Annotated in this window: 25 protein-coding genes and 1 tRNA gene; all 26 read right to left on the bottom strand. The window is 46.0% G+C overall.

The features are described from left to right. Position 1 precedes the first annotated feature (1 nt). Positions 2-1,483, bottom strand: coding sequence for an NADH-quinone oxidoreductase subunit NuoN (gene nuoN, locus ICE88_RS06490; protein ID WP_216250742.1), 1,482 nt, complete (start codon positions 1,481-1,483; stop codon positions 2-4). Positions 1,484-1,507: 24 nt separating this feature from the next. Continuing rightward, positions 1,508-2,974: an NADH-quinone oxidoreductase subunit M gene (locus ICE88_RS06485; RefSeq protein WP_216250739.1), complete on the bottom strand. Its 1,467-nt coding sequence runs from the start codon at positions 2,972-2,974 to the stop codon at positions 1,508-1,510. A 23-nt stretch (positions 2,975-2,997) separates the two neighbouring features. Further along, positions 2,998-5,061, bottom strand: coding sequence for an NADH-quinone oxidoreductase subunit L (gene nuoL, locus ICE88_RS06480; RefSeq protein ID WP_216250736.1), 2,064 nt, complete (start codon positions 5,059-5,061; stop codon positions 2,998-3,000). A 10-nt stretch (positions 5,062-5,071) separates the two neighbouring features. After that, the gene (nuoK, locus tag ICE88_RS06475; RefSeq protein WP_089516340.1) at positions 5,072-5,380 is read right to left on the bottom strand and encodes an NADH-quinone oxidoreductase subunit NuoK; all 309 of its coding nucleotides are present in this window, start codon (positions 5,378-5,380) and stop codon (positions 5,072-5,074) included. A 39-nt stretch (positions 5,381-5,419) separates the two neighbouring features. Then, complete coding sequence (locus tag ICE88_RS06470; protein WP_255535238.1) at positions 5,420-6,046, bottom strand: NADH-quinone oxidoreductase subunit J; 627 nt, start codon at positions 6,044-6,046, stop codon at positions 5,420-5,422. Continuing rightward, positions 6,043-6,534 carry an NADH-quinone oxidoreductase subunit NuoI gene (gene nuoI, locus ICE88_RS06465; protein WP_215290035.1) on the bottom strand — a complete coding sequence of 164 codons (492 nt, stop codon included), beginning with the start codon at positions 6,532-6,534 and terminating at the stop codon, positions 6,043-6,045. Before nuoI ends, ICE88_RS06470 begins: the two co-directional genes overlap by 4 nt. 15 nt (positions 6,535-6,549) lie before the next feature. Then, entirely contained in the window at positions 6,550-7,626 is a 1,077-nt protein-coding gene (nuoH, locus tag ICE88_RS06460; RefSeq protein WP_216250733.1) for an NADH-quinone oxidoreductase subunit NuoH, read from the bottom strand. Further along, the gene (gene nuoG / locus ICE88_RS06455; RefSeq protein ID WP_216250728.1) at positions 7,623-9,929 is read right to left on the bottom strand and encodes an NADH-quinone oxidoreductase subunit NuoG; all 2,307 of its coding nucleotides are present in this window, start codon (positions 9,927-9,929) and stop codon (positions 7,623-7,625) included. Before nuoG ends, nuoH begins: the two co-directional genes overlap by 4 nt. Positions 9,930-9,958: 29 nt before the next feature. Continuing rightward, the gene (gene nuoF, locus ICE88_RS06450; protein WP_216250725.1) at positions 9,959-11,254 is read right to left on the bottom strand and encodes an NADH-quinone oxidoreductase subunit NuoF; all 1,296 of its coding nucleotides are present in this window, start codon (positions 11,252-11,254) and stop codon (positions 9,959-9,961) included. Continuing rightward, positions 11,251-11,754 carry an NADH-quinone oxidoreductase subunit NuoE gene (nuoE, locus tag ICE88_RS06445; RefSeq protein ID WP_216250721.1) on the bottom strand — a complete coding sequence of 168 codons (504 nt, stop codon included), beginning with the start codon at positions 11,752-11,754 and terminating at the stop codon, positions 11,251-11,253. Before nuoE ends, nuoF begins: the two co-directional genes overlap by 4 nt. A 16-nt stretch (positions 11,755-11,770) precedes the next feature. Beyond that, positions 11,771-13,024 carry an NADH-quinone oxidoreductase subunit D gene (locus ICE88_RS06440; RefSeq protein WP_216250718.1) on the bottom strand — a complete coding sequence of 418 codons (1,254 nt, stop codon included), beginning with the start codon at positions 13,022-13,024 and terminating at the stop codon, positions 11,771-11,773. Positions 13,025-13,026: 2 nt separating this feature from the next. Further along, the gene (locus tag ICE88_RS06435) at positions 13,027-13,620 is read right to left on the bottom strand and encodes an NADH-quinone oxidoreductase subunit C (RefSeq protein WP_216250715.1); all 594 of its coding nucleotides are present in this window, start codon (positions 13,618-13,620) and stop codon (positions 13,027-13,029) included. A gap of 1 nt (position 13,621) precedes the next feature. Next, the gene (locus tag ICE88_RS06430; protein ID WP_089516355.1) at positions 13,622-14,104 is read right to left on the bottom strand and encodes an NADH-quinone oxidoreductase subunit B family protein; all 483 of its coding nucleotides are present in this window, start codon (positions 14,102-14,104) and stop codon (positions 13,622-13,624) included. A gap of 9 nt (positions 14,105-14,113) precedes the next feature. Next, entirely contained in the window at positions 14,114-14,473 is a 360-nt protein-coding gene (locus ICE88_RS06425; RefSeq protein ID WP_089516357.1) for an NADH-quinone oxidoreductase subunit A, read from the bottom strand. A gap of 89 nt (positions 14,474-14,562) precedes the next feature. Then, positions 14,563-14,647: transfer RNA gene (locus tag ICE88_RS06420), tRNA-Leu, on the bottom strand. A gap of 70 nt (positions 14,648-14,717) precedes the next feature. Then, on the bottom strand, positions 14,718-15,095 hold the full coding sequence (gene secG, locus ICE88_RS06415; protein WP_216250713.1) for a preprotein translocase subunit SecG: 378 nt from the start codon (positions 15,093-15,095) through the stop codon (positions 14,718-14,720). 20 nt (positions 15,096-15,115) lie between these two features. Further along, positions 15,116-15,874 (bottom strand): triose-phosphate isomerase, encoded by a 759-nt coding sequence (tpiA, locus tag ICE88_RS06410; protein ID WP_216250710.1) that lies wholly within the window; start codon positions 15,872-15,874, stop codon positions 15,116-15,118. A gap of 11 nt (positions 15,875-15,885) precedes the next feature. After that, complete coding sequence (locus ICE88_RS06405; protein ID WP_216250707.1) at positions 15,886-16,899, bottom strand: NAD(P)H-quinone oxidoreductase; 1,014 nt, start codon at positions 16,897-16,899, stop codon at positions 15,886-15,888. Between the two features lie 16 nt (positions 16,900-16,915). Beyond that, positions 16,916-19,090 carry a polyribonucleotide nucleotidyltransferase gene (gene pnp / locus ICE88_RS06400; protein ID WP_216250704.1) on the bottom strand — a complete coding sequence of 725 codons (2,175 nt, stop codon included), beginning with the start codon at positions 19,088-19,090 and terminating at the stop codon, positions 16,916-16,918. A 221-nt stretch (positions 19,091-19,311) separates the two neighbouring features. Beyond that, positions 19,312-19,581: a 30S ribosomal protein S15 gene (rpsO, locus tag ICE88_RS06395; RefSeq protein ID WP_215290060.1), complete on the bottom strand. Its 270-nt coding sequence runs from the start codon at positions 19,579-19,581 to the stop codon at positions 19,312-19,314. 190 nt (positions 19,582-19,771) lie between these two features. Further along, entirely contained in the window at positions 19,772-21,316 is a 1,545-nt protein-coding gene (locus tag ICE88_RS06390) for a 2-isopropylmalate synthase (protein ID WP_216250701.1), read from the bottom strand. 180 nt (positions 21,317-21,496) lie between these two features. After that, on the bottom strand, positions 21,497-22,351 hold the full coding sequence (gene pssA, locus ICE88_RS06385) for a CDP-diacylglycerol--serine O-phosphatidyltransferase (RefSeq protein WP_216250698.1): 855 nt from the start codon (positions 22,349-22,351) through the stop codon (positions 21,497-21,499). Between the two features lie 10 nt (positions 22,352-22,361). Beyond that, positions 22,362-23,015, bottom strand: coding sequence for a phosphatidylserine decarboxylase (locus ICE88_RS06380; RefSeq protein WP_215290065.1), 654 nt, complete (start codon positions 23,013-23,015; stop codon positions 22,362-22,364). 44 nt (positions 23,016-23,059) lie between these two features. Beyond that, positions 23,060-24,076, bottom strand: coding sequence for a ketol-acid reductoisomerase (ilvC, locus tag ICE88_RS06375; RefSeq protein WP_215290067.1), 1,017 nt, complete (start codon positions 24,074-24,076; stop codon positions 23,060-23,062). Between the two features lie 41 nt (positions 24,077-24,117). Then, positions 24,118-24,609: an acetolactate synthase small subunit gene (gene ilvN, locus ICE88_RS06370; protein WP_089516373.1), complete on the bottom strand. Its 492-nt coding sequence runs from the start codon at positions 24,607-24,609 to the stop codon at positions 24,118-24,120. After that, positions 24,609-26,384: an acetolactate synthase 3 catalytic subunit gene (locus ICE88_RS06365; RefSeq protein ID WP_216250695.1), complete on the bottom strand. Its 1,776-nt coding sequence runs from the start codon at positions 26,382-26,384 to the stop codon at positions 24,609-24,611. The genes ilvN and ICE88_RS06365 overlap by 1 nt, the downstream gene beginning before the upstream one ends. Positions 26,385-26,573 lie beyond the last annotated feature (189 nt).

Here is a 26,573-nt window from a genome sequence, read left to right as displayed (position 1 = left end):
ATTAACTCAGCAATGTGGTTGACATGGCACTCAAGCAAAGTGCCATCAATGTTGCTGGGAAAATGCCGCACAACAGAACAAATAGACCGTTCAAGGTAAACACGGTTTTAACAATCAAGCCACCTTCGATTGGCGCTGTTTGAATTGGCTCATCAAAGTACATGCATTTAACAACGCGCAAGTAATAGAATGCGCCTACCAATGAAGCCATCACAGCAATGATTGCAAGATACAAATGCTCACTGTCAATCAAGGCCTCAAGAATTGATAACTTCGCAGCAAACCCAACTGTTGGAGGAATACCGGCCAAAGAGAACATCAAGATCAAACCGATGAAGGCCATCCATGGATGACGGCGGTTCAAACCTTTAAGGTCATCGAGTGTTTCACACTCATAACCTTTGCGAGAAAGAATCATTAGCAAACCAAATGAACCCAAAGTGGTCAGCACATAAGTCACAGCGTAGAACAAAGCAGCGCTGTAAGCGTGCTCATCAAAAATTGACAACATGCCTAAAATCATGAAGCCCATATGAGAAATTGTTGAGTAAGCCAACATTCTCTTGAGATTGGTTTGCGCAATCGCAGTCAAGTTACCAATCACCAAAGACATCACCGCTAGGATCATGATCATTGGTTGCCAATCATTGGTCAATGGCAACAAGCCACCCACCAATAAGCGGAACAACAATGCGAAGGCAGCCACTTTTGGTGCGCCAGCAATCATCAATGTCACAGCCGTTGGTGCACCTTGATACACATCAGGTACCCACATGTGAAACGGTGCTACACCAAGCTTGAATGCCAAGCCTGACACAATGAACACCACAGCAAAGGCTAATACCAAACGGTTGATGCGTTGGTCACCCACCGCTTTTAAGATTTCATCAAGATCAAGGCTGCCTGTAGCGCCGTATAGCATTGACATGCCGTACAACAAGAAACCAGAAGCCAAAGCACCCAAGATAAAGTACTTCATTGCAGCTTCAGTACCCAAGCCAGAGTCACGCTTCATGGCAACCAAGGCATAGGTTGGTAGCGCTAATAACTCTAAACCCAAGTAAAGCGTCAATAAGTTAGAACCTGAAATCATCACGCATTGACCCATCAAGGCCAACAGCGTTAGAACAATGAAATCTACTCTGAATAAGCCACGATCAATCAAGTATTGCTTTGAATAAACCAAAGTCACGAAAACAGCCAAACAAGCCACTGACTTCAAGATGCTTGATAAAGCATCAACCACGAACAAATTATTGAAGGCGTGTACTGGCTGATCGACTGCTTGCAAACCAAATGCAAAGCTCAACCCTAGCAACAAGGCCAAACTGATTTTGTAGGCTAATTCAGTGCCACGTGGCGTATAAAAAATATCTTCGTCTGATGCCTGTGGCTCATTCATGAAAACAGTCATTAATAGCAAACATGCTACCGTCAGGAGCACTAGCTCCGGCAACATCGCAATGAGATCAATCGATTGCATAAATATCTCTTTCCTCTTTCAGGATTAAAGTTTGCTAACTGCCACGTGCTTTAAAAGCTCGATAACAGAAACGTGCATCACATCAGTGAATGGTTTTGGATAAACGCCCATGCCAATCGTGAAAATGGCCAAGACACTCATGATTAAAAATTCACGGGCATTGATATCAGTTAACTCTGCAACGTGTTGATTACCCACATCGCCAAAGAACACTCGCTTGGTCATCCACAATGAATAAGCAGCACCAAGGATCAAGGCAGTCGCTGCCAAGATACCGATCAAGAAGTCGTAATCAACGGCGGCCAAGATAACCATGAACTCACCCACAAAACCTGAGGTTGCTGGTAGTCCGCAATTCGCCATGGCAAATAAGACGGCAAAGGCTGTGAATTTAGGCATGGTGTTGACCACACCACCGTAATCAGCAATTTGGCGTGAGTGCATGCGGTCATAAAGAACACCGATGCTCAAGAACATGGCAGCAGAAATAAAGCCATGAGAAATCATTTGGACAATCGCACCCTCAACACCCATTGGGTTGAAGATGAAGAATCCTAAAGTAACGAAGCCCATGTGTGCAATCGATGAATAAGCCACGAGCTTTTTCATATCAGCTTGAACCAAGGCCACCAAACCAATGTAAATCACCGCGACCAATGACAGCGCAATCACGGCAGGCGCCAAGTATTGACTTGCATCTGGTGCAATCGGTAATGAGAATCTCAAGAAACCATAAGCACCCAACTTCAACATGATTGCAGCCAACACCACTGAACCACCGGTGGGTGCTTCTACGTGAGCGTCTGGCAACCATGTATGAACTGGCCACATCGGTACCTTGACCGCAAAGGCCATGAAGAATGCGCCAAAAATCAGCACTTGCTCAACAATGTCTAGCTTGGCTTTGTGCCAAGTCAGAATGTTAAATGTGTCTGTCACGTTGTACAAATACAAAATGGCAATCAAAGTTAAGAGTGAGCCAAGCAAGGTGTACAAGAAGAACTTGAAGGCCGCATACACACGATTTGGACCGCCCCACACACCGATGATGATGTACATCGGAATCAATGTGGCCTCAAAGAAAACATAGAACAACAAGCCGTCTAATGAGGCAAATACGCCAATCATCAAACCAGACAAAATCAAGAATGCAGCCATGTACTGAGATACGTTGACTGTGATCACTTCCCATGCAGCAACCACCACGATCACTGTGATGAAAGCTGTCAACACAACAAACCACATTGAAATACCATCAACTCCTAAGAAGTAATTGATGTCATAGCGTGGCACCCAAGATACTTGCTCCACAAACTGCATGGCTGCCGTGCTGGTGTCAAAGCCTGTGACCAATGGCAAGGTTGCAGCAAAGCTGATCAAAGAAGCGATCAAAGCCATGATGCGAACATAGCCCTTGCTGTTGTCCGAACCAGTGAACAAAATAATCAAACCGAAGATGATCGGTAACCAGATTGAGTAAGAAAGAATCATATTGGGGCGCTCTATCTATTGTTTTATTTAATGGAGCCCAAGTGGGTATATAAAATCCAGCCGATCAAAGCAATCAAGCCAAGAATCATCGCAAATGCATAGTGATACAAATAACCTGATTGCACCTGACGCACGCTTGCTGAGAACCAAGCAATCACTCGTGTGCTGCCGTTCACAACCAAACCATCAATCAATCCCTGATCAGCACGCTTCCACAAGCCAGTGCCTAACAACCTTGCACCTTTGGCAAACACAGCTTGGTTGAAGTCATCCATGTAGTACTTGTTATCAAGGATCGTCTTAACTGGTGCTAGCACACGAGCAAAGAATGCTGGAATCTGAGGTAACCACAGATAAAAGACTGCAGCCGTCACCACGCCACCCAGCGCCAAATACAAAACCGGTGTGTGCAATGAGTGAGCCACCATGCCCAAAGGACCTGTGAAGGCATCCGCAAGTTCTTTAATGGCCACGTGCTTGGTCACATCAACAAAGATGGCATTACCAAAGAAGTCGCCAAACAACATTGGGCCAATCGTGAAGTAACCCACAATCACTGATGGAATCGCTAATAGAACCAATGGCAATGTAACCACCCATGGAGACTCGTGTGGTTTTTGACCAGGAGCCAAACCATGATGGTGATCATCGTGATGATCGTCCTTGGCGTCATGAGCATCATGACCGTGGTCGTGATGAGCTTGACCAAAACGTTCTTTACCGTGGAAGACCAAGAAGTACATTCTGAATGAATAGAAAGCCGTGATAAATACGCCGGCCATCACAGCAAAGAAGGCAAAGCCAGAGCCAGTGATGGTGCTCTTGGCAACCGCTTCAATGATTGAATCTTTTGAGTAGAAGCCTGAGAAAAGCGGTGTACCAATCAAAGCCAAAGAACCCAACAAAGATGTGAACCATGTGATTGGCATGTACTTCCACAAACCACCCATGTTGCGCATATCTTGGTCGTGGTGCATACCCATGATCACACTACCCGCTCCCAAGAACAACAATGCCTTGAAGAAAGCGTGAGTCATTAAATGGAATACGGCGATTGGGTAAGCAGACACGCCCAAAGCCACTGTCATGTAACCAAGTTGTGACAAAGTTGAATAGGCCACCACACGCTTGATGTCGTTTTGTACGATGCCCAAGAAACCCATGAACAAAGCAGTGATTGATCCAATGATCAAAACAAATGACAAAGCAGCATCAGACAACTCAAACAATGGTGACATACGGCTCACCATGAAAATACCTGCAGTCACCATCGTGGCCGCGTGAATCAAAGCAGAAATCGGTGTTGGACCTTCCATTGAATCTGGCAACCAAACGTGCAATGGGAATTGCGCAGACTTACCCATCGCGCCGATGAACAAGCAAACGCAGGCCACTGTGACCAAATTCCAATCAGTGCCAGGTAAAACCTGTTGAACCAATAAATCCTTCTGAGCAAACACACCGTCATAACTCATGCTGCCGGTGTAAGCCAATAAAAGACCAATACCAAGAATGAAACCAAAGTCACCCACACGATTAACCAAGAAGGCTTTCATATTGGCGAAGATTGCGGTTGGTCGCTTGTACCAGAAACCAATCAATAAATAAGAGACCAAGCCAACAGCTTCCCAGCCAAAGAACAACTGCAAGAAGTTATTGCTCATCACCAACATCAACATAGAGAAGGTGAACAAAGAAATGTAAGAGAAGAAACGAGCATAACCCTCGTCTTCAGCCATGTAACCAATGGTGTAAATGTGCACCATCAAAGAAACAAAGGTCACCACCACCATCATCATGGCAGTCAATGGGTCGACCAAGAAACCAACCTCTAGGCTCAACTCACCCAACTGCATCCAGGTGTAAATGGTTTCGTTGAATCGTGCACCCGCCATCACATCATTCAAGACCATGAATGAAAGGATGCATGAAATAGCCACACCAAGAATAGTCACGGTGTGTGAAGCTGAGCGACCGATGAGATTGCCCAAGAATTTAGTACCAAATAAACCAGCAATCACTGCACCCACCAATGGGGCTAGTGGGATGGCCAGTAATACTAGAGGGTTCAAGATTGGAGTAGTCATATGATCTGTCTTAACCCTTCAGTTGTCCGAGGTCTTCAGCATGGATTGTGTCCAGCTTACGGAACATCGTGACCAAAATTGCCAAGCCAATGGCTGCTTCAGCAGCTGCCACGGTCAAAATAAAGAATACGAATACTTGGCCAGCCATATCTCCTAGGTAGTGAGAGAAGGCAATGAAGTTCAAATTAACGGCCAACAACATCAATTCCAAAGACATCAACAAAACAATGATGTTCTTGCGATTCAAGAAAATGCCAACCACGCCAATAGCAAACAAGATGGCAGCCAACACTAAGTAATGAGCTAAGGTGATTGTCATGAATAAATCCTTTTTCCGAAATGTCTCATCATCACTGTCCTAAGATTTTTTATTGGCTGATGAATCAGCATTCATAGAGGTGACCATGCGCACACGATCTTCTTTTCTTGTGCGAATTTGATCAGGAATATCTTGGGTTTTGGTGTCTTTGCGGCGACGCAAAGTCAAAGCCACTGAAGAAATGATGGCTACCAACAAAATAATGCCGGCGACTTCAAAGCTGAAGAGGTACTCGGTGTAAAGCAAGATACCCAATGCCTTGGTGTTATTAGCAGCTACTTCAGGATCCATGTTTCTGATTGGCTGAGTGGTACCGATGAAGCCACGAATCAACACAATTGCCATCTCAGCCACAATCACTGCGCCCACCAAAGAAGCCACTGGCATGTATTGCTTGAAACCTTTGCGCAAATGATCCAAGTCGAGGTCTAGCATCATGACCACGAACAAGAACAAGACCATCACCGCACCAACATAAACCAAGACCAACAAAATAGCTAAGAACTCAGCATGCAACAACATCCAAATAGCCGCCGCTGTGAAGAAAGATAAAACCAAGAACAATGCAGCGTGAACTGGATTGCGGGCAGTGATCACGCGCAAAGCAGCCATGATCAAAATGGCAGCAAAGATGTAAAAGAGGATTGATTTAGGTTCTAGCATCATTTGTATTTAGCATCCGCTGTTTTGTTTGCAGCGATTTCGTTTTCATAACGGTCGCCTACTGCTAACAACATGTCTTTCGTGAAATACAAGTCACCACGCTTTTCGCCGTGATACTCATGAATATGTGTTTCAACAATCGCATCCACTGGGCAAGCTTCTTCGCAAAAGCCACAGAAAATACATTTGGTTAAATCGATGTCATAACGAGTGGTTCTGCGAGTGCCATCATCACGCTGATCTGATTCAATCGTGATGGCCATGGCTGGGCACACTGCTTCACATAGTTTGCAAGCAATGCAACGCTCTTCACCATTCGGGTAGCGACGCAAAGCGTGCAAACCACGAAAACGTGGAGACATTGGAGTTTTTTCTTCAGGGTATTGCACAGTGATCTTTGGCTTGAACAAGTACTTGCCAGTCAAAGCCATGCCTTGCAACAACTCTCTTAAGAGCAAGCTACCGAAGAATTCGCGGATACGTTGGAACATTTTTAAATCCTCGCCTTATTTCCAAATATTCCAGGGTGACAAGACCCAAGCACCGACCAACAAGATCCAGAAGATCGAGATGGGAATAAATACCTTCCAACCCAAACGCATGAGTTGGTCATAGCGGTAACGTGGGAATGACGCACGCAACCAAATAAAACAAGATAAGAAGAAGAATGTCTTAGCAATCAACCAGAAAATGCCTGGGATGTCGCGCAAGATTGGCAAGTCAACAATCGGAGCCCAACCACCGAAGAACAAAATAGAGGTCAAAGCAGCGATCAAAATCATATTGGCGTATTCGGCCAAGAAGAACATCGCAAAGGCCATGCCTGAGTATTCGATCATGTGACCAGCAACAATCTCAGACTCACCCTCAACCACGTCAAATGGATGACGGTTCAATTCAGCAACGCCTGAGATGAAATAAATCAAGAACATTGGCAACAACGGTAACCAGTTCCAAGATAGGAAGTTCAAACCAATACTGGCGAAGTAACCCGTTTGCTGAGACTTCACGATGTCGCTCAAGTTCAAAGTGCCAGAGATAACCAACACAGCAGCAAGCGCAAAGCCCATCGCGATTTCATAAGAAACCATTTGAGCTGAAGCACGCATCGCTCCTAAGAAAGCGTATTTAGAGTTAGATGCCCAACCAGCCAAGATAATGCCGTACACACCCACAGATGTAATAGCCATAACGTACAACAAACCAGCGTTCACATTGGCCAGAACCATGTCTGCTTGGAACGGTACCACTGCCCAAGCAGCAAATGCAGGAGCAATCACCATCACGGGAGCGACAATGTACAAGACCTTGCTGGCCTTGCTTGGAATGATGACTTCTTTGAGCAATAACTTAAGAGCATCAGCGATTGGCTGCAACAAGCCTAAAGGACCCACACGATTAGGGCCTAAACGAACGTGCATCCAACCAATGAGCTTACGCTCCCACAAAGTCAAATAAGCCACGCAACCAAACATCGGTAAAACGATGGTCACAATTTTGATCAAAGTCCAAACGATGGGCCAAGCCATCTCACCAAACAGAGCTAAACCGTGTGTATTGATTGTTTGAATAAAGTCGGTCATACACGCTCCACAGATAATTGACCAAACATTCCGCCCAATTGAGCACTGAATGCTGTGCCTGCAGAAAGTCTGACAACGCCACTGGTCAAAGCACGCTCTTCTGTCACTGGCATGTTCACTGAAGATCCAGCTTGGGTGACACGCACAACATCACCCTCTTTTAGTTGCAACTGCATCATGAGATCAGTTGGCACACCCAACTTCAAAGCCTTCTTCGCATCTTGCGTCAACTGTAAAGCAGGTGCACGACGCACAATCGCATCAGTTGAATGAATCGTCACATCAGCCAAACGCTCAATCGCCGGTGTGAATGTACTGGTGATTGCAGGAGCAGCAGATGTGTTGTTATTTAACTGTTCAGCAAAGTTTTTAGGAACCGCTTCGTCCAACACCTCATCAGAACTGTTGAAGTAGAAACCATCCATGCTCATCAAGTTACCAAGCACACGAATTACTTTCCATGCAGGACGAGCTGAACCCAAAGGCTTAACAACCGCCTGTGTGGATTGCAAGCTACCCTCTAAATTGATGAAGCTGCCAGAAGTTTCTGTGTATGGTGTGATAGGCAACAAAACATCAGCCACTTCACGAAGTTCAGCGCTGTCAAATGCCGTCATGGCAATCACCGTGCCAGCTTTTGCTAAAGCTTGCTTGGCCAATTGTGGATCTGGCAAGTCTGTGCCAGGTTCAATATTCATGAGCAAAACTGCTTTAAGATTTTTTGCCATCAAGCCATTGATGCCTGATGCAGAAACAGCTTTAACGATATGAGCACCAACCGCATTACCACCCTCAGGCAAGAATCCCAAAGTTGCTTCTGTTTGGTTTGCAATGAACTGTGCGTAAGCATGTAATTGTGCGAACTGTGGGTGAGCCATGGCAGCCGCACCCAAGAACACTGCTTTACGCTCACCACTTAACAAACTATCAGCGATGGCTTTTGCTTGTGCGCTGATGGCAGCATTACTTGGAGCACTCACGCCCTTGGCTTGAGCAACCGCTGCTGCAACACCCGCTAACTCTGCCGGCCAATTCGCTGGCGACACTTGAGCGCTGGCAGCCACTGGCATCAACCAGTCTTCGGTGCTAGCACCTAAACGAGTGACTTTCAGACCACGCTTGGTGGCTGCACGAACTCTGGCTGCCAACAAAGGTTGATCTTTACGCAAGAAACTACCAATGAAGAAAGCTCTTTGTAATTGGCTCACTTCAGCAATCTTCATACCCAACCATGGTGCAGTCGCTGCACCACTCACATCTTGCGAACGCAAACGTGTTTCAGTGTTGTCAGATCCCAAACCAGTCATGAGTGTTTTAAGAAGATACAACTCTTCAACACTTGAGATTGGGTGAGCCAAAGCAGCGATGGCATCAGAGCCATGATCTTGCTTGATCGATGACAAAGAACGTGCCACGTAATCTAAAGCAGACTCCCAGTCTGTTTCGATCCATTGATTGTTTTGCTTGACCATTGGATTTTTCAAACGGTCTTTGCTGTTCAAGCCTTCGTATGCAAAGCGATCTTTATCGCTGATCCAACATTCATTGATGGCTTCGTTTTCTAAAGGCACTGTGCGCAATACTTGATTGGCTTTGGTTTGCATCACCACGTTAGAACCCATCGAATCATGCGGGCTCACAGAGCGCTTGCGGCCTAATTCCCAAGTACGTGCTGAGTAACGGAATGGCTTGCTGGTCAAAGCACCCACTGGGCAAAGATCAATCATGTTGCCAGACAACTCTGAGTCAACAGTCTTACCAACGAATGAAGTGATTTCTGAATGCTCACCGCGGTTGAGCATGCCCAACTCCATCACGCCAGCAATCTCTTGACCAAAACGAACACAGCGAGTGCAGTGGATACATCGGCTCATCTCTTCCATTGAAATCAATGGGCCAACATTCTTATGGAAGACCACGCGCTTTTCTTCATCGTAGCGAGATGTCGTTTTACCGTAACCCACCGCCAAGTCTTGTAATTGACACTCACCACCTTGATCGCAAATCGGGCAATCCAAAGGATGGTTGATCAACAAAAATTCCATCACTGATTTTTGTGCTTGTACTGCTTTTTCTGAATGCGTGAACACTTTCATGCCAGGTGTTACTGGAGTTGCACAAGCAGGCAAAGGTTTTGGTGCTTTTTCAACTTCAACCAAACACATGCGACAGTTAGCCGCGATTGACAATTTCTTGTGATAACAAAAATGAGGGATGTGCGTGCCAATTTTCTTAGCCGCATCCATCACCATAGAACCCTGTTGGATTTCTACTGTTTTGCCATCAATTTCGATTTCAACCATCTTATTTTCCTGTCGATCTCTTCGAATGCTTAAACGTATGCCGGCACGATGCAACGCTTGTGCTCAACGTGATACGCAAACTCATCCATGTAATGCTTCAACATGCCCCGCACAGGCATTGCCGCAGCATCACCCAATGCACAAATTGTTCTACCTTGAATATTCGCAGCAACGTCGTTCAAAAGATCCAAGTCTTCTGGACGACCTTCTCCGTGCTCAATGCGATTAACAATGCGCCATAACCAACCGGTACCTTCACGGCATGGTGTGCACTGGCCACAAGATTCTTCGTGATAGAAATAAGATAAACGCAACAGTGACTTCACCATGCAACGCGTTTCATCCATCACAATCACCGCACCAGAACCTAGCATTGAGCCAGCCTTAGCAATGCTGTCGTAATCCATACCGGTATCCATCATCATCGCGCCTGGAATAACAGGAGCTGATGAACCACCAGGGATCACTGCTTTGATTTTTTTACCGCCGCGCATACCACCCGCCAACTCTAAAAGAGTAGCAAAGGGTGTACCCAACGGAATCTCATAGTTACCAGGACGTTCTACATCCCCAGAAATTGAGAAAATCTTTGTTCCACCATTGTTAGGCTTACCTATCTTGGCGTAAGCCTCACCACCAATTTCAAAAATGAATGGCACAGCAGAGAATGTTTCGGTGTTATTGATCGTTGTTGGTTTGCCGTACAAACCAAAACTTGCTGGGAAAGGTGGCTTGAAACGTGGCTGACCTTTTTTACCTTCTAAAGATTCTAAAAGCGCTGTCTCTTCACCGCAGATGTAAGCACCCCAACCATGATGAGCATGTAATTGGAATGAGAACTCAGAGCCACAAATCTTGTTGCCCAAGAACCCAGCCGCGCGAGCTTCTTCTAAAGCTTCTTCGAAGCGAGCGTACTCGTGCCAAATTTCACCGTGAATGTAGTTGTAACCAACTGCAATACCCATGGCGTATGCAGCAATCGCCATGCCTTCAATCAAAGCATGCGGGTTGTAACGCATGATGTCGCGATCCTTGAACGTACCAGGCTCGCCTTCATCGGTGTTACACACCAAGTATTTATCGCCAGGGAACTGACGTGGCATAAAACTCCACTTCAAACCCGTTGGGAAACCTGCACCACCACGGCCACGCAGACCAGAGGCTTTTACTTCAGCAATCACCGCTTCAGGCGTGATGCCTTCAGTCAAAATTCTTTTGAGTTGCGCATAACCGCCACGCGCAACGTAATCTTTTAAACGCCAGTTATTACCATCAAGACCCTTAAGGATCAAAGGCTGAATGTGACGTGTGTGCAAACTGGTCATGCTGCACCTCCAGTTGCATTAGCTTTGGCTTTTAATTCATCAATCAAAGCATCTAATTTGTCATTGCTCATGAAACTGCACATGGTCTTATTGTTCACAATCGCCACAGGCGCATCACCACAAGCACCCATGCACTCACCCTCTTTCAAGGTGAATGTGCCGCAAGGAGTTGTTTCGTTGTAATCAATGCCCAACTTCTTCTTCAAGTACTCACCTGCACGAGTGCCACCAGATAGTTCACATGGCAAATTAGTACATACAGCTAATTTGAATTTGCCAACAGGCTTGGTGTCGTACATGTTGTAAAACGTTGCCACCTCTTGAACAGCAATCGGTGGCATTTCTAGAATGGCAGCAATTTCTTCGATTGACTCAGGTGTGACCCATCCGAATTGGTCTTGAGCAACCACCAATGCGGCCATCACAGCAGACTGTTTTTGATCGGCCGGATACTTTGCAATATTGCGATTGATTTCAGCGCGAGCTTGTGGGGAAAACATATGCTCTCTTATCCTTTTAGCGGTCAATCTCGCCGAACACAATGTCCTGCGTACCAATAATCGTTACAGCATCAGCCAACATGTGACCTTTTGCCATTTCATCTAAAGCTGATAAATGCACAAAGCCCGGGGCACGAATCTTCAAACGGTAAGGTTTGTTAGCGCCATCAGAAATTGCATAAATACCAAACTCACCCTTTGGATGTTCAACGGCGGCGTAAGCCTCACCTGCCGGCACGTGAATGCCTTCTGTGAACAGTTTGAAGTGGTGAATCAATTCTTCCATGTTGGACTTCATGTCCACACGTTTTGGACTTGTGACTTTGTGGTTATCGCTCATCACTGGACCAGGATTAGCTCTTAACCACTTCACGCATTGCTGAATGATTTTGTTGGACTGACGCATCTCTTCAACACGAACCAAGTAACGATCGTAAGAGTCGCCGTTAACGCCCACAGGAATATCAAAATCTAATTTGCTGTAAACCTCATACGGTTGCTTTTTACGCAAATCCCATTCAATGCCTGAGCCACGCAACATCGCACCAGTGAAACCAAGTTGCAAAGCACGTTCTGGTGAAACCACACCAATACCCACCAAACGTTGCTTCCAAATACGGTTGTCGGTTAATAGAGTCTCGTACTCATCAACATACTTTGGAAATCTGGTGGTGAAATCTTCAATGAAATCCAACAAAGAACCTTGGCGGTTTTCGTTCAATTTCTTCACAGCTTTTTCGCCACGAATCTTATTGGCCAAGTACTGAGGCATGGTGTCTGGCAAATCACGGTACACACCACCTGGACGATAGTAGGCAGCATGCATACGGGCACCAGAAACGGCTTCGTACATATCAAACAAATCTTCACGTTCGCGGAAGGCGTACAAGAACACCGCCATGGCGCCTACGTCCAAACCATGACAACCAATCCACAACAAATGATTTAGTAAGCGAGTGATTTCATCAAACATCACGCGGATGTATTGCGCACGCTCTGGCACTTCAATTTGTAATAGCTTTTCAATGGCCATCACATAAGCGTGCTCATTGGCCATCATTGAAACGTAGTCCAAACGATCCATGTATGGAACGTTTTGTACCCAAGTTCTGGTTTCTGCTAATTTTTCAGTGGCACGGTGCAACAAACCAATGTGCGGGTCTGAGCGCTGAATCACTTCACCATCTAACTCCAAAACCAAACGCAACACACCGTGCGCGGCAGGATGCTGTGGGCCAAAGTTCAGGGTGTAATTTTTAATATCAGCCATGATTAAGAACCGTAGCTTTCTTCGCGGATCACTCGAGGAGTTACCTCGCGAGGATCAATCGTGACAGGTTGATAAATAACTCTCTTTTGCTCTGGGTCATAACGCATTTCTACGTTGCCAGAGATCGGGAAATCTTTTCTGAACGGATGGCCAATGAAGCCATAGTCCGTCAAGATGCGGCGCAAATCGTCATGACCATCAAACAAGATGCCATACAAATCGAATGCTTCACGTTCAAACCAGTTGGCTGAATTCCAAATCGGTGTCACAGACGCCACCAATGGGAAATGATCCACCGGTGCAAACACACGAAGACGTAAACGCCAATTGTGTTTCACAGATAACAAGTGACTCACAGCAGCAAAACGAGGGCCTTCCCACGTTGCGTTGTCGTACTCACTGTAATCAACGCCACAAAGGTCCATCAACTGATCAAAGCCTAAAGTTGGCTCATCTCTCAAAGTTTTTGCTACTTCTAAATAGTCTTCTGAGCGCACCACCAAAGTGAGTTCGCCAAGCGCCTCGTGTAAACGAGAAACTTTTTTGCCCAATACTTTTTCTAAGCGCTCTTTAAGCACGGATAGAGTGTCTGACATCTCAGGCCTTTCTCGCAATCGTGCTGGTGCGCTTGATCTTGGCTTGCAATTGAATGATGCCGTACATCAAAGCTTCAGCAGTTGGAGGACACCCAGGAACATAAACGTCCACAGGAACAATGCGGTCGCAACCGCGAACCACAGAATAAGAGTAATGGTAGTAACCGCCGCCGTTAGCGCATGATCCCATTGAGATCACCCAGCGTGGCTCAGGCATCTGGTCATACACCTTGCGCAAAGCTGGTGCCATCTTGTTACACAAAGTACCCGCCACAATCATCAAATCAGACTGACGCGGTGATGGTCTGAACACAACACCAAAACGGTCCAAGTCATAACGAGAAGCACCGGCGTGCATCATTTCAACTGCACAACAGGCCAAACCAAAAGTCATCGGCCAAAGAGAACCTGTTCTCGTCCAGTTAATGAGCTTATCAGCCGATGTTGTGACAAAACCTTCTTTTAAGATACCTTCAATAGCCATGTTTTATCGTCACTCCCAGTTAAGGGCGCCCTTCTTCCAGATGTAGGCAAAGCCAATCACGAATTCCAACAAGAAAATCAACATCGATATGTAGCCAGCCCAGCCAATTTCAGACAAGGCCACGCCCCAAGGGAACAAGAATGCTGTTTCTAGGTCGAATAGGATAAAAAGAATGGCGATCAAGTAGTAACGCACATCAAATTTCATGCGCGCATCTTCGTATGCGTCAAATCCGCACTCGTAAGGGGAAATTTTTTCAGCGTCGGGCTTGTTCGCTCCGAGCAATTTGCCTAGGCCCATGGGGGCCAAGCCAACACCAATCCCCACTAGGATGAATAGTAAAACGGGAAAATAAGCTTCTAAGTTCAAGAGCGTTCCAATTCGTAACTCTAAGTATCACTTACATATTTTCACTAATTGGTCTTGCAGCTTTCTGACAAGCGGCAAAACCCCCTATTTGGTGCCGTCGGCGAGACTCGAACTCGCACAGCTTACGCCACTACCACCTCAAGATAGCGTGTCTACCAATTCCACCACGACGGCATACGGTAAAACCCTTAGATTTTAGCTTATTGCCGTCTTTCTAGAGGTGTTTTTTCAGAATTCTTAGAACTTATCTAGGGACATTTTGACCAGAACCGGTCACTGGAGCGACTGGCGAACCTGGCGCAGCTGTTGCTGGCGCTGGAACTTCAGCAGCTGGGGCTGTCACAGGAGCGCTGGTACCTGATAAAACACCTGCGTTTTGTGACTTGGTTGAACCAAATAAAGTGATGCCCAAGGTAGACAAGAAGAAGATTGTGGCAAGTACAGCCGTCACGCGTGACAAGAAGTTGGCTGAACCAGCGGCACCGAACAAGCCACCTGAAGAACCACCGCCAAAGGCTGCGCCCATATCTGCGCCCTTACCTTGCTGAATCAGAACCAAGGCAATCACGCCAATCGCAGAAATGATCTGCAACACAACCAATATAGTCTTTAACAATTCCATCTAAGTCTCCAAAAACAAATTTATTTACATGCTTGGCATAAAGCCAAAAAATCTTTTGCATTCAACGATGCGCCACCCACCAAACCACCATCAATATCTGGCATCGCCAACAAATCTTTAGCATTATCAGGCTTTAAGCTACCGCCATACAAAATTGCCACTTTTGAGGCTGCTTCATCATCGAATTTAGCGAGCTGCAAACGCAACTCTCTATGCACCTCTTGAGCCTGAGCCGGGGTAGGTACTTTTCCAGTACCAATGGCCCAAACAGGCTCATAAGCAATGATGCAAGACGCAATTTGGCCTTGTAGCAAATCCAAAATAGCCTGTAACTGACGACGCACAACGGTCAAGGTTTTGCCGTCATCATGTTCAGCTTCAGTCTCACCCACACAAATGATAGGAGTGATATTGGCTTGCAAGCAGGCTTTCGCTTTTCTGGCTACCAAGCCATCACCTTCTTGATGAAATTGACGGCGCTCAGAGTGACCAACAATCACATACTGACAAGCAAACTCTTGCAACATTTTTGCGCTGACGTCGCCCGTGTATGCCCCGTTAGGATGATCAGAAACATCTTGGGCACCACAAGCAATCGGTGACTTGGCCAATAATTGGCTGACTTGCGATAAGTATGGATAAGGCACACATAAACCTGCGCGCACACCTTGCAGATTTGCTAAAAAATCTTTGCTGCTCAATAACTCTTCAATGAGTTGCTGATTGGCAGCCAAGCTGCCATTCATTTTCCAGTTGCCAATGATGGTCAAGGGTCTCATTAAAGTCTCGTTTAATTAACAGTTAATACTATCTTACCAATGTGCTGACTTGATTCCATCAATTGATGGGCCTTGGCAGCAGCTTCTAATTCAAATACTTCATGTATCACCGGTCTAATCTTTTTAGACTCCAGTAATGGCCAAACATGCGCTCTCAATGACCTTGCAATCGCACCCTTGAAATCAACCGACCTCGGTCTCAAGGTTGATCCAGTGATGGTCAAACGTCTACGCAAAACTTGACCCATATCCACTTCTGAAATTTTACCGCCCTGATTAGCAATGATCACAATTCGGCCATCATCTGCTAAACAATTAATTTCTCTGCCCACATAAGGTCCTGCCACCATATCTAAAACAACGTTGGCACCTTTGCCTTTTGTAAAAGATTTAACTTCTTCAACAAAATCTTGGGTACGGTAGTTGACCGCCAATACAGCACCAAGCTCTTTACAAGCTTTGGCTTTTTCATCACTGCCCACAGTCACAAGTACATCATGGCCCAAAGCAGTCACCAACTGAATCGCTGTGACACCAATGCCACTGCTGCCACCATGAACCAATAATGTTTCTTTGCCACGCCCATCTAAACCCAAACGACCGCGGTCAAAAACGTTGCTCCAAACCGTGAAAAATGTTTCTGGAATACTCGCTGCTTCAACATCCGACAAACCTTTAGGCACTGGCAAACATTGCGCCAATGGAGCAATGCAATACTCCGCATACGCACCACCAACCACCAAGGCACAAACCCGACTACCCACTTCGAAACTAAAAAAATTATCAGGGTGTGCAATATCACCACCAATAATTTCACCTGCCAATTCCAAACCAGGTAAATCTGTTCCACCAGGAGGGACAGGATAGAAGCCTTGACGTTGCAAAACGTCAGGACGGTTGACCCCTGCAGCTCTGACTCTGATCAATACTTCACCAGAACCAGGAAGCGGTAAGACCAAATCAGGTCTTACCGTCGCCTTTAAAACTTCAGGGCCACCATACTGGCTGATTTCAACAGCACGCATGCCGTTTTAGCTCAGATTATTGCTGTTGCTGTTCAGCTTGGTCTGCAGGTGCAGCATCAGCTTGAGGTGCAGCACCGTTCAAAGGAGCAATGCTTGTTCCTTCATCAGCACACGCAGCCTTCAATGACAAACGCAAACGTCCACGCTCATCAGCAGCCAATAACTTCACGCGCACAACTTGACCTTCTTGCAAGTAGTCTTTCACATCTTTCACACGCTCATTAGCGATTTCTGAAATATGCAACAAACCATCTTTACCTGGAAGAATATTGATCAAGGCGCCGAACTCTAACAACTTCACTACTGGGCCTTCGTAGATCTTGCCTACTTCAGCTTCAGCTGTGATGCCTTCAATGCGACGCTTCGCTTCTTCCATGCCTTCAGCACTTGTTGAAGCAATTGTTACAAGACCATCATCAGTGATATCAATGCTAGTACCAGTTTCTTTTGTCAAAGCCTGGATTGTTGCGCCACCCTTACCGATCACTTCACGGATCTTGTCTGGATGAATCTTGATTGTCACCATGCGTGGAGCGTGCTCAGATAACTCTGTGCGAACGCCACTCATGGATTCTTGCATCTTGCTCAAAATGTGCAAACGGCCTTCTTTAGCTTGAGCTAAAGCAACCTGCATGATCTCTTTGGTAATACCTTGTACCTTGATATCCATCTGCAATGCAGTGATACCGTTTGATGTACCAGCTACCTTGAAGTCCATGTCGCCCAAGTGATCTTCATCACCCAAGATATCTGTCAAAACAGCGAAACGATTGCCATCCAAAATCAAGCCCATCGCTACACCAGCCACGTGGGCCTTCACAGGAACACCGGCATCCATCATCGCTAAACAGCCGCCACAAACAGAAGCCATTGAAGATGAACCGTTTGATTCAGTGATTTCTGAAACAACGCGCAAGCTATAAGCAAACTCTTCTGCGCTTGGCAATACTGGAATCAAAGCACGCTTAGCTAAACGACCGTGGCCGATTTCGCGACGCTTTGGACTGCCTACACGACCTGTTTCGCCAGTGGCAAACGGAGGCATGTTGTAGTGGAACATGAAACGATCACGTTGCTCACCTTCTAAGGCATCAATGATTTGCTCATCGCGTGCTGTACCCAAAGTTGCAACCACCAAACCTTGTGTCTCACCACGAGTGAACAATGCTGAACCGTGAGTACGTGGCAATACACCCGTACGAATTTCAATTGGACGAACAGTGCGTGTATCACGACCGTCAATGCGTGGCTCACCGTTCAATACTTGACTACGAACAATCTTTGCTTCGATGTCAAACATGATGTTGCCAGCTTCAACTTCATCAAATTCACCATCTTCAGCCAACTTGGCCATCACATCTTTTGTCACTTCTTTCAACTTAGTTGAACGAGCTTGCTTTTGACGAATTTGATACGCTTCACGCAAACCAGCTTCAGCCAAGGCAGTGACCTTAGCAATCATTGGCTCATTCTTAGGAGCTGCTTGCCAATCCCACTCAGGCTTACCACCTTCGCGCACTAAATCATTGATCGCATTGATCGCTGTTTGCATTTGCTCATGACCATAAACAACCGCGCCCAACATGATCTCTTCAGACAATTGATAAGCTTCAGATTCAACCATCAACACAGCAGATTGAGTACCAGCAACGATCAAATCTAATTGGCTAGTTGCTTGCTCAGTGCGTGTTGGGTTCAACATGTATTGACCATCTTTGTAACCCACGCGAGCGGCGCCCACTGGACCATTGAATGGAATGCCTGAAACAGCCAAAGCTGCAGAAGCACCAATCAATGCAGGGATGTCTGCAGGTACGTCTGGGTTGATCGATACCACATGAATCACCACTTGCACTTCGTTCAAGAAACCTTCTGGGAACAAAGGACGCAATGGACGATCGATCAAACGAGAAATCAGTGTTTCGCCTTCTGAAGGACGGCCTTCACGACGGAAGAAACCCCCAGGAATCTTACCGGCAGCATATGTCTTCTCTAAATAATCAACTGTGAGTGGGAAGAAGTTTTGGCCTGGCTTGGCATTTTTTGCGCCAACCACTGTTGCCAAAATAACTGTGTCATCCACATCAACTAAAACTGCACCACCTGCTTGGCGAGCAATCTCACCAGTTTCCATACGAACAGTGTGTGAACCCCATTGAAAACTTTTTACTACTTTATTAAACATCGTCATTTATGTATATCTCCAATCAACATTTGCCATAGAAAATCAGCGCTATGGCAGCACTGGAGCAATTAGGGGCTATGCGGAGTAAGGATGCCATTCCAAAGAAAGGCTTAGAGAGAAGAGTTAACCTGTCTTTGGAATGACACGGGTCCTGTACTGCGAGCAGCCACCGACCGCTCAAAACGATAATGCCTGCCAAAGTCAAACTGAGGCAGGCATTGTCGGAATTACTTACGTAGACCGAGCTTATCAATCAAAGCGCGATAACGATCAAAATCTTTTGACTTCAAATAGTCGAGCAAACGACGGCGACGGCTAACCATCTTCAACAAGCCACGACGGCTGTGGTGATCTTTAGCATTTGCTTTGAAGTGAGGTGTTAAATCATTGATGCGAGCAGTTAACAAAGCAACTTGAACTTCAGGACTGCCTGTGTCATTTGCTGCACGTGCGTTATCTTTAACAATAACGGCTTTATCAGCTGTAAGAATAGCCATTTTTAAACTCCATACTTGCGAACAAACGAGCTTGAGATTCAATAATTATTGGTCTCTGACCCGATATGTCGTGCGAATTGTTGAAAAACCCAGAAGCTTTTGGTTCTTTTATTACTTATTAAAGAAATCAATCACTTCGGCACTTTTTGGGAAATTACCAGAAAGTGCCGAAATTATAGCCTATTTGGCCTTAAACAGCCATCTGAGCGTTCAATTTCTGTTGAGCGGGGTCGTATAACTTGTTCAAAGCTGCCAAATAAGCCTTGGCTGAAGCGGCCACAATGTCCGGATCTGTGCCAACGCCATTCACAATCCGGCCACCCTTGGCAAGACGGACCGTGACTTCACCCTGAGACTCGGTGCCGGTCGTGATCGCATTGACCGAGTACAACAACTGCTCAGCACCACTTTTGACCTTTGATTCGATCGCATTCAAGGTTGCATCGACCGGGCCATTGCCTTCAGCCTCAGAGGTGAACTCTTCTTTGCCAGATTTGAAAATAACTTTGGCAAATGGGCGCTCCCCAGTCTCAGACCTTTGTGACATTGAGATAAAACGATAGTGGTCACTAGCCTCTTCAGCGTTATTGCCCACAATTGCAGTGATATCTTCATCAAAAATCTCGGCTTTTTGGTCAGCCAAGGTCTTGAATCGAGAGAAGGCGTCGTTCATTTCAGCCTCAGAATCCAACTCGATGCCCAATTCTTGCAAACGCTGTTTGAATGCATTTCGGCCAGACAATTTGCCCAAAACGATCTTGTTAGCTGCCCAACCCACATCTTCTGCACGCATGATCTCGTAGGTATCACGAGCTTTTAAAACGCCATCTTGGTGAATACCTGAAGCGTGAGCGAAGGCATTGGCGCCAACCACCGCTTTATTCGGTTGCACCACAAAACCCGTGATTTGAGAGACCATCTTAGAGGCTGGCACGATTTGAGTCGTATCAATGCCCACTGATAAATCAAAGTAATCTTTGCGGGTTTTGATCGCCATCACAACTTCTTCCAAAGAAGTGTTGCCGGCGCGCTCACCCAAACCATTGATGGTGCATTCAATTTGACGAGCACCGCCAATCTTCACGCCCGCCAATGAGTTGGCAACGCCCATGCCCAAGTCATTGTGGCAATGCACAGACCAAATGGCTTTATCCGAATTCGGGATGCGCTCACGCAAAGTCTTGATGAAGTTGCCATAAAGCTCAGGAACAGCATAACCAACCGTGTCAGGAACGTTGATGGTTGTAGCGCCTTCTTTGATCACAGCTTCAAGCACGCGGCACAAGAAATCTACTTCAGAGCGATAACCATCTTCTGGTGAAAACTCAATATCGTTGGTGTGATTACGAGCAAAGCGCACAGCAGCTTTGGCTTGTTCAAACACTTGATCGGGCGTCATGCGCAACTTCTTTTCCATGTGCAATGGCGATGTCGCAATGAATGTGTGAATACGCTTAGAGTTGGCACCCTTCAAGGCATCAGCAGCTCGGCCGATGTCTTTTTCATTAGCACGAGCCAAAGAGCAAACAGTCGAATCCTTGATGACTTGAGCAATGGCATTAATGGCCGCAAAATCTCCGTCAGAGCTGGCAGCAAAGCCTGCCTCAATCACGTCCACGCGAAGACGCTCAAGCTGTCTTGCAATCCTGACCTTTTCATCTTTGGTCATTGAAGCACCAGGTGACTGCTCACCATCTCTCAAAGTGGTATCAAAAATAATCAATTTATCTGTCATGACTTGCTCCCGAACTTACAAAATTTACTAAATAAAAAACCCCAGTAGGACTGGGGTTCGTGTTGTTTGCTTTGACTCTAAGTGTTTAAGCGTGCACCGACCCCAGGTTTTGACCTAGTCCTAAAAGTAGCAGCAGTGACAAGCTTGTATTCATAAACTCCAATATACACAAAAAATGAATTAATTGTTAGAAAGCATATCTGAAGCTTTTTTCTTGCGCAAGACAATTTTTTGCCATACCCAAAAAACATAGCCCGAGATCGCATAAGCCACAAATAAACCAAACAATGCAACCGGTGGATCGCTTGATACCAAAACAAAGCCCAAGATCACCAAAATCATGACGCCAAAGGGTGCTCTGTAGCGCACATCCAATGCTTTACCGCTGTAGAACATGGCATTTGAAACCATCGTGATACCCGCATAAATGGTCAAGGCAAACATCACCCATGGCAATGCCAGCTCCTGAACATGCAATTTATTGTCCACAGCCAACCAAACAAAACCTGCAATCAAGGAAGCTGCAGCAGGACTTGGCAGACCTTGGAAAAAGCGTTTATCAACCACGGCGATATTGGTATTGAATCGTGCCAAGCGCAAGGCAGCTCCTGCACAGAAAATAAATGCAGCCAACCAGCCCCACTTACCTAAATCTTTTAAAACCCACTCATAAGCAATCAATGCGGGTGCCACACCAAAAGAAACCATGTCAGTGAGTGAGTCGTACTGTTCACCAAAAGCACTTTGAGTATTGGTCATACGAGCGACACGGCCGTCCATGCCATCCATGACCAAAGCCACAAAAATAGCAATCGCAGCAAATTCAAAACGCTGGTTCATGGCCTGCACAATGGCAAAGAAACCGCAAAATAAATTGGCGGTTGTAAAAGCATTCGGCAATAAATAGATGCCACGGTTACGTGGTCGACCTAGGTTCTCTTGATCAGGGCCAGCCCAATCATTGCGACGCAAAGGCGTCACATTGCTAGGTAAATTTTTAGTTAATCTTGGTTTTCTACGTCGAAATGTCGTCATAGACTACTTTTTAGTCCAATCCGGGCAATTTGGCTAGTACCGTGCTGGTTGCAGATACTTTGTCGCCAACACTCACCAATGGCTCAGCTGTCAGAGGCAAATAAACATCCACTCTTGAGCCAAAACGGATAAAACCATAACGCTCGCCCTTTTTAAGCTTGTCGCCTAAATGTGCGTAGCAAAGAATTCTGCGGGCAATCAAGCCGGCCACTTGAACCAATGTGATGGTTTGACCATTTGCGTCAATCACAACAGCATTGCGTTCATTTTCTGTGGATGCTTTATCTAAATCAGCATTCACAAACTTACCAGGGAAATACTCAATGCGTTTGATCGTGCCGTTCACGGAAGAACGATTGGAATGGACGTTGAACACGTTCATAAAAACGCTGATCTTGAGTGCTTCACGATTAGCGTATGGATCAAATGATTTTTCAACAATGATGACTCGACCATCTGCTGGCGATAAAACCGCATCTTTGGTCAGAGGAATCAGACGACCTGGGTCTCTGAAAAACTGAACAACAAAAATAAAAATAATCCAGAAAGGCCAAGACCATGCCCACCCTGCGGTGGAATGAATCACGAACAATACAAAACCCGCGATGGCCACGTGTGGCCAACCTTCTTTTGCAATGATTGGATGCGGGTAATGAACTGCCATGTTGTCTCTCTTTCTGGATCTTTTTATTTATTTAACAACTACTCTTAGTTCTTGCTTTGATCAACTAGCTTGTTCTTAGCAATCCAAGGCATCATTGCGCGCAACTTAGCACCAACTACTTCGATGTCATGCTCAGCGTTCAAGCGACGACGAGAAATCAATGTAGGAGCACCTGCTTTGTTTTCCAAGATGAAGCTCTTTGCATATTCACCAGTTTGAATATCTTTCAAACACTGACGCATTGCATTCTTAGTATCTTCAGTCACAACGCGTGGACCAGTCACATACTCACCGTACTCAGCATTGTTTGAGATTGAGTAGTTCATGTTGGCGATACCACCTTCGTAGATCAAGTCAACGATCAACTTCAACTCGTGCAAGCACTCGAAGTAAGCCATTTCAGGAGCGTAACCAGCTTCAACCAAAGTTTCAAAACCAGCTTTGATCAATTCAACTGCGCCACCACAAAGAACAGCCTGCTCACCGAACAAGTCAGTTTCAGTTTCTTCACGGAAGTTTGTTTCGATGATGCCGGCACGGCCACCACCGTTGGCTGTTGCATATGACAAAGCTACGTCACGTGCTGAACCAGTTGTGTTTTGATGAACAGCGATCAAATGAGGAACGCCACCACCTTGTGAATATGTGCCACGCACAGTGTGACCTGGTGCCTTAGGAGCAATCATGATCACGTCCACGTCTGCACGAGGAATCACTTGACCGTAGTGAACGTTGAAGCCGTGAGCAAATGCCAATGCAGCGCCTGCCTTGATATTTGGAGCAACTTCTTTGTTGTACACCTCAGCAATTTGTTCGTCAGGCAACAACATCATCACAACGTCTGCGCCCTTAACAGCTTCAGCCACTTCTTTAACTTGCAAACCTGCGTTCGCAGCTTTATTCCAAGAAGCGCCACCTTTACGTAAACCAACAGTTACTTTCACACCAGAATCATTCAAGTTCTGTGCGTGGGCATGGCCCTGTGAACCGTAACCAATGATTGTTACTTGCTTACCTTTGATCAAAGATAAGTCTGCGTCTTTATCGTAAAAAACTTTCATGCTATTTCCTATGTAATTTCAGTTTGTTGTTTGTTAAAAAGTTATACCTTCAAGATACGCTCACCGCGACCAACACCAGAGCAACCAGTTCGAACTGTTTCCAAAATGGCACTGCGGTCTGTAGCCTCAATGAATGCATCTAATTTACTGCTGTCTCCAGTCAGCTCGATGGTGTAAGACTTATCGCTGACATCAATGATACGACCGCGGAAAATGTCCGTAATGCGTTTCATCTCTTCGCGCTCCTTACCAACAGCTCTGACCTTGATCAACATGAGCTCACGCTCAATGTGAGGACCATCGGTCAAATCAATCACCTTCACCACCTCAACAAGGCGATTCAAGTGCTTGGTAATTTGCTCAATGACGTCTTCAGAACCCACTGTCACAATCGTCATGCGTGACAAAGATGGATCTTCTGTAGGAGCCACTGTTAATGTTTCAATGTTGTATCCGCGAGCAGAAAATAAACCGACCACGCGTGACAACGCACCTGGCTCGTTCTCTAAAAGAATAGAAATAATATGGCGCATCATAGTTCCTCGCTTCCTAAAAGCATTTCAGTAATGCCTTTACCAGCTTGAACCATCGGCCAAACGTTTTCTGTTGGGTCTGTTTGGAAATCCATGAACACAGTTCGATCTTTCATTTTGAATGCTTCACGAAGTGCTGGCTCAACATCAGATTTCTTCTCAATGCGCATACCCACGTGACCATACGACTCAGCCAACTTAACAAAGTCAGGCAATGAATCCATGTATGAACTTGAATAACGCTTGTTATAAGTTAACTCTTGCCATTGACGAACCATGCCCAAATAGCGATTGTTCAAAGAAACAATCTTGATGGGTGTGTCGTATTGTTTGCAAGTTGATAACTCTTGAATACACATCTGAATAGAACCTTCACCAGTGATGGTGACGACTTCATTGTCAGGGAATGCTTTTTTGATGCCCATAGCGTATGGCAAGCCAACACCCATGGTGCCAAGACCGCCAGAGTTGATCCAACGACGTGGCTTATCAAATTTGTAGAATTGCGCAGCCCACATTTGATGCTGACCAACGTCTGAACAAACGAAGGCATCACCTTTGGTGAGTTCCCAAATTTTTTCAACCACGTACTGTGGCTTCACAATTTCAGAATCACGGTCAAAGCTCAAGCAATCTTTTTTGCGCCACTCATTGATTTGTGACCACCAAGCATCCAACTTAGCTTTGTTCTTCAATGGACCAGCGGCCTTGATCATGGCAGACATCTCAACCAATACTTCTTTGAGATCGCCCACGATAGGCACGTCTACTTTCACGCGCTTTGAAATCACTGAAGGGTCGATATCGATGTGAATGATTTTTCTAGGCACACTCGAAAAGTGCGCAGGGTTACCAATCACGCGGTCATCAAAACGAGCGCCGATCGCGATCAATACATCGCAATGCTGCATGGTCATATTGGCTTCATACGTGCCGTGCATACCCAACATACCCAAGAAACGTGGGTCTGTGCCAGGGAATCCACCCAAGCCCATCAAGGTATTGGTCACAGGGTAACCAAGCAAGTCAGCAAATTGCTTAAGCTCAGGTGCTGCATCTGAAAGAATCACGCCACCACCTGTGTAGATGTATGGACGCTCCGCTTCTAGCAACAAACTGATCGCTTTGCGAATCTGACCACTGTGACCTTTGTTCACAGGGTTGTATGAACGCATGTTCAATTCATCTGGATAGTTAAAGCGTGCTTTTTGGAAAGACACGTCTTTAGGAATATCCACCACCACCGGACCTGGGCGACCAGTTCTGGCAATGTGAAAAGCTTTTTTCAAAGTCAAAGCAAGATCCGCAGGATCTTTGACCAAGAAATTATGTTTAACGATTGGACGAGTGATACCAACGGTGTCGCACTCTTGGAACGCGTCTTCACCGATCGCAGCCGTAGGCACGTTACCAGTGATGATCACCATTGGGATTGAATCCATGTAGGCAGTCGCAATGCCAGTCACAGCATTGGTCACACCAGGACCTGAGGTCACCAATGCAACGCCGACATTACCTGTGGCACGCGCATAGCCATCAGCAGCGTGAACAGCTGCTTGCTCATGACGCACCAAGATATGTTCAAACTTATCTTGTTTGAAGATCTCGTCGTAAATAAATAAAACTGAACCGCCTGGGTAACCCCAGACATATTCCACACCTTCAGCATGAAGGGCATGGACCAAAATTTCGGCGCCAATCATTTCTGGGCCGTCTTGGTTTTGATTGTTACTAGCAGGGTTCAAAAGTTCCGCGCTGTTGTTATTTGCATTCATTTTCTATAGTCCTTTGCAATTTTCGGCAAAAAATTGTTTGGGCTACTCTGGCTCCGTGCTTATGGCTCGGGTTCGAGTGGCGGTCGCTTAAATCCGGGAAAAAACCATCTTATGAAAGGTCCGGCAAGTCGAACCTAGGATTTTAGCCTATAAAGCCTTATTAGGGGTGGGTTTGTGAAGCGTTGTCTA

Source organism: Polynucleobacter sp. AM-26B4 (assembly GCF_018882285.1).
In the GTDB taxonomy this organism is placed as follows: domain Bacteria; phylum Pseudomonadota; class Gammaproteobacteria; order Burkholderiales; family Burkholderiaceae; genus Polynucleobacter.
Note: the sequence above shows the minus strand (reverse complement) of the source record. Positions and strands in the feature narration are given on the sequence as shown.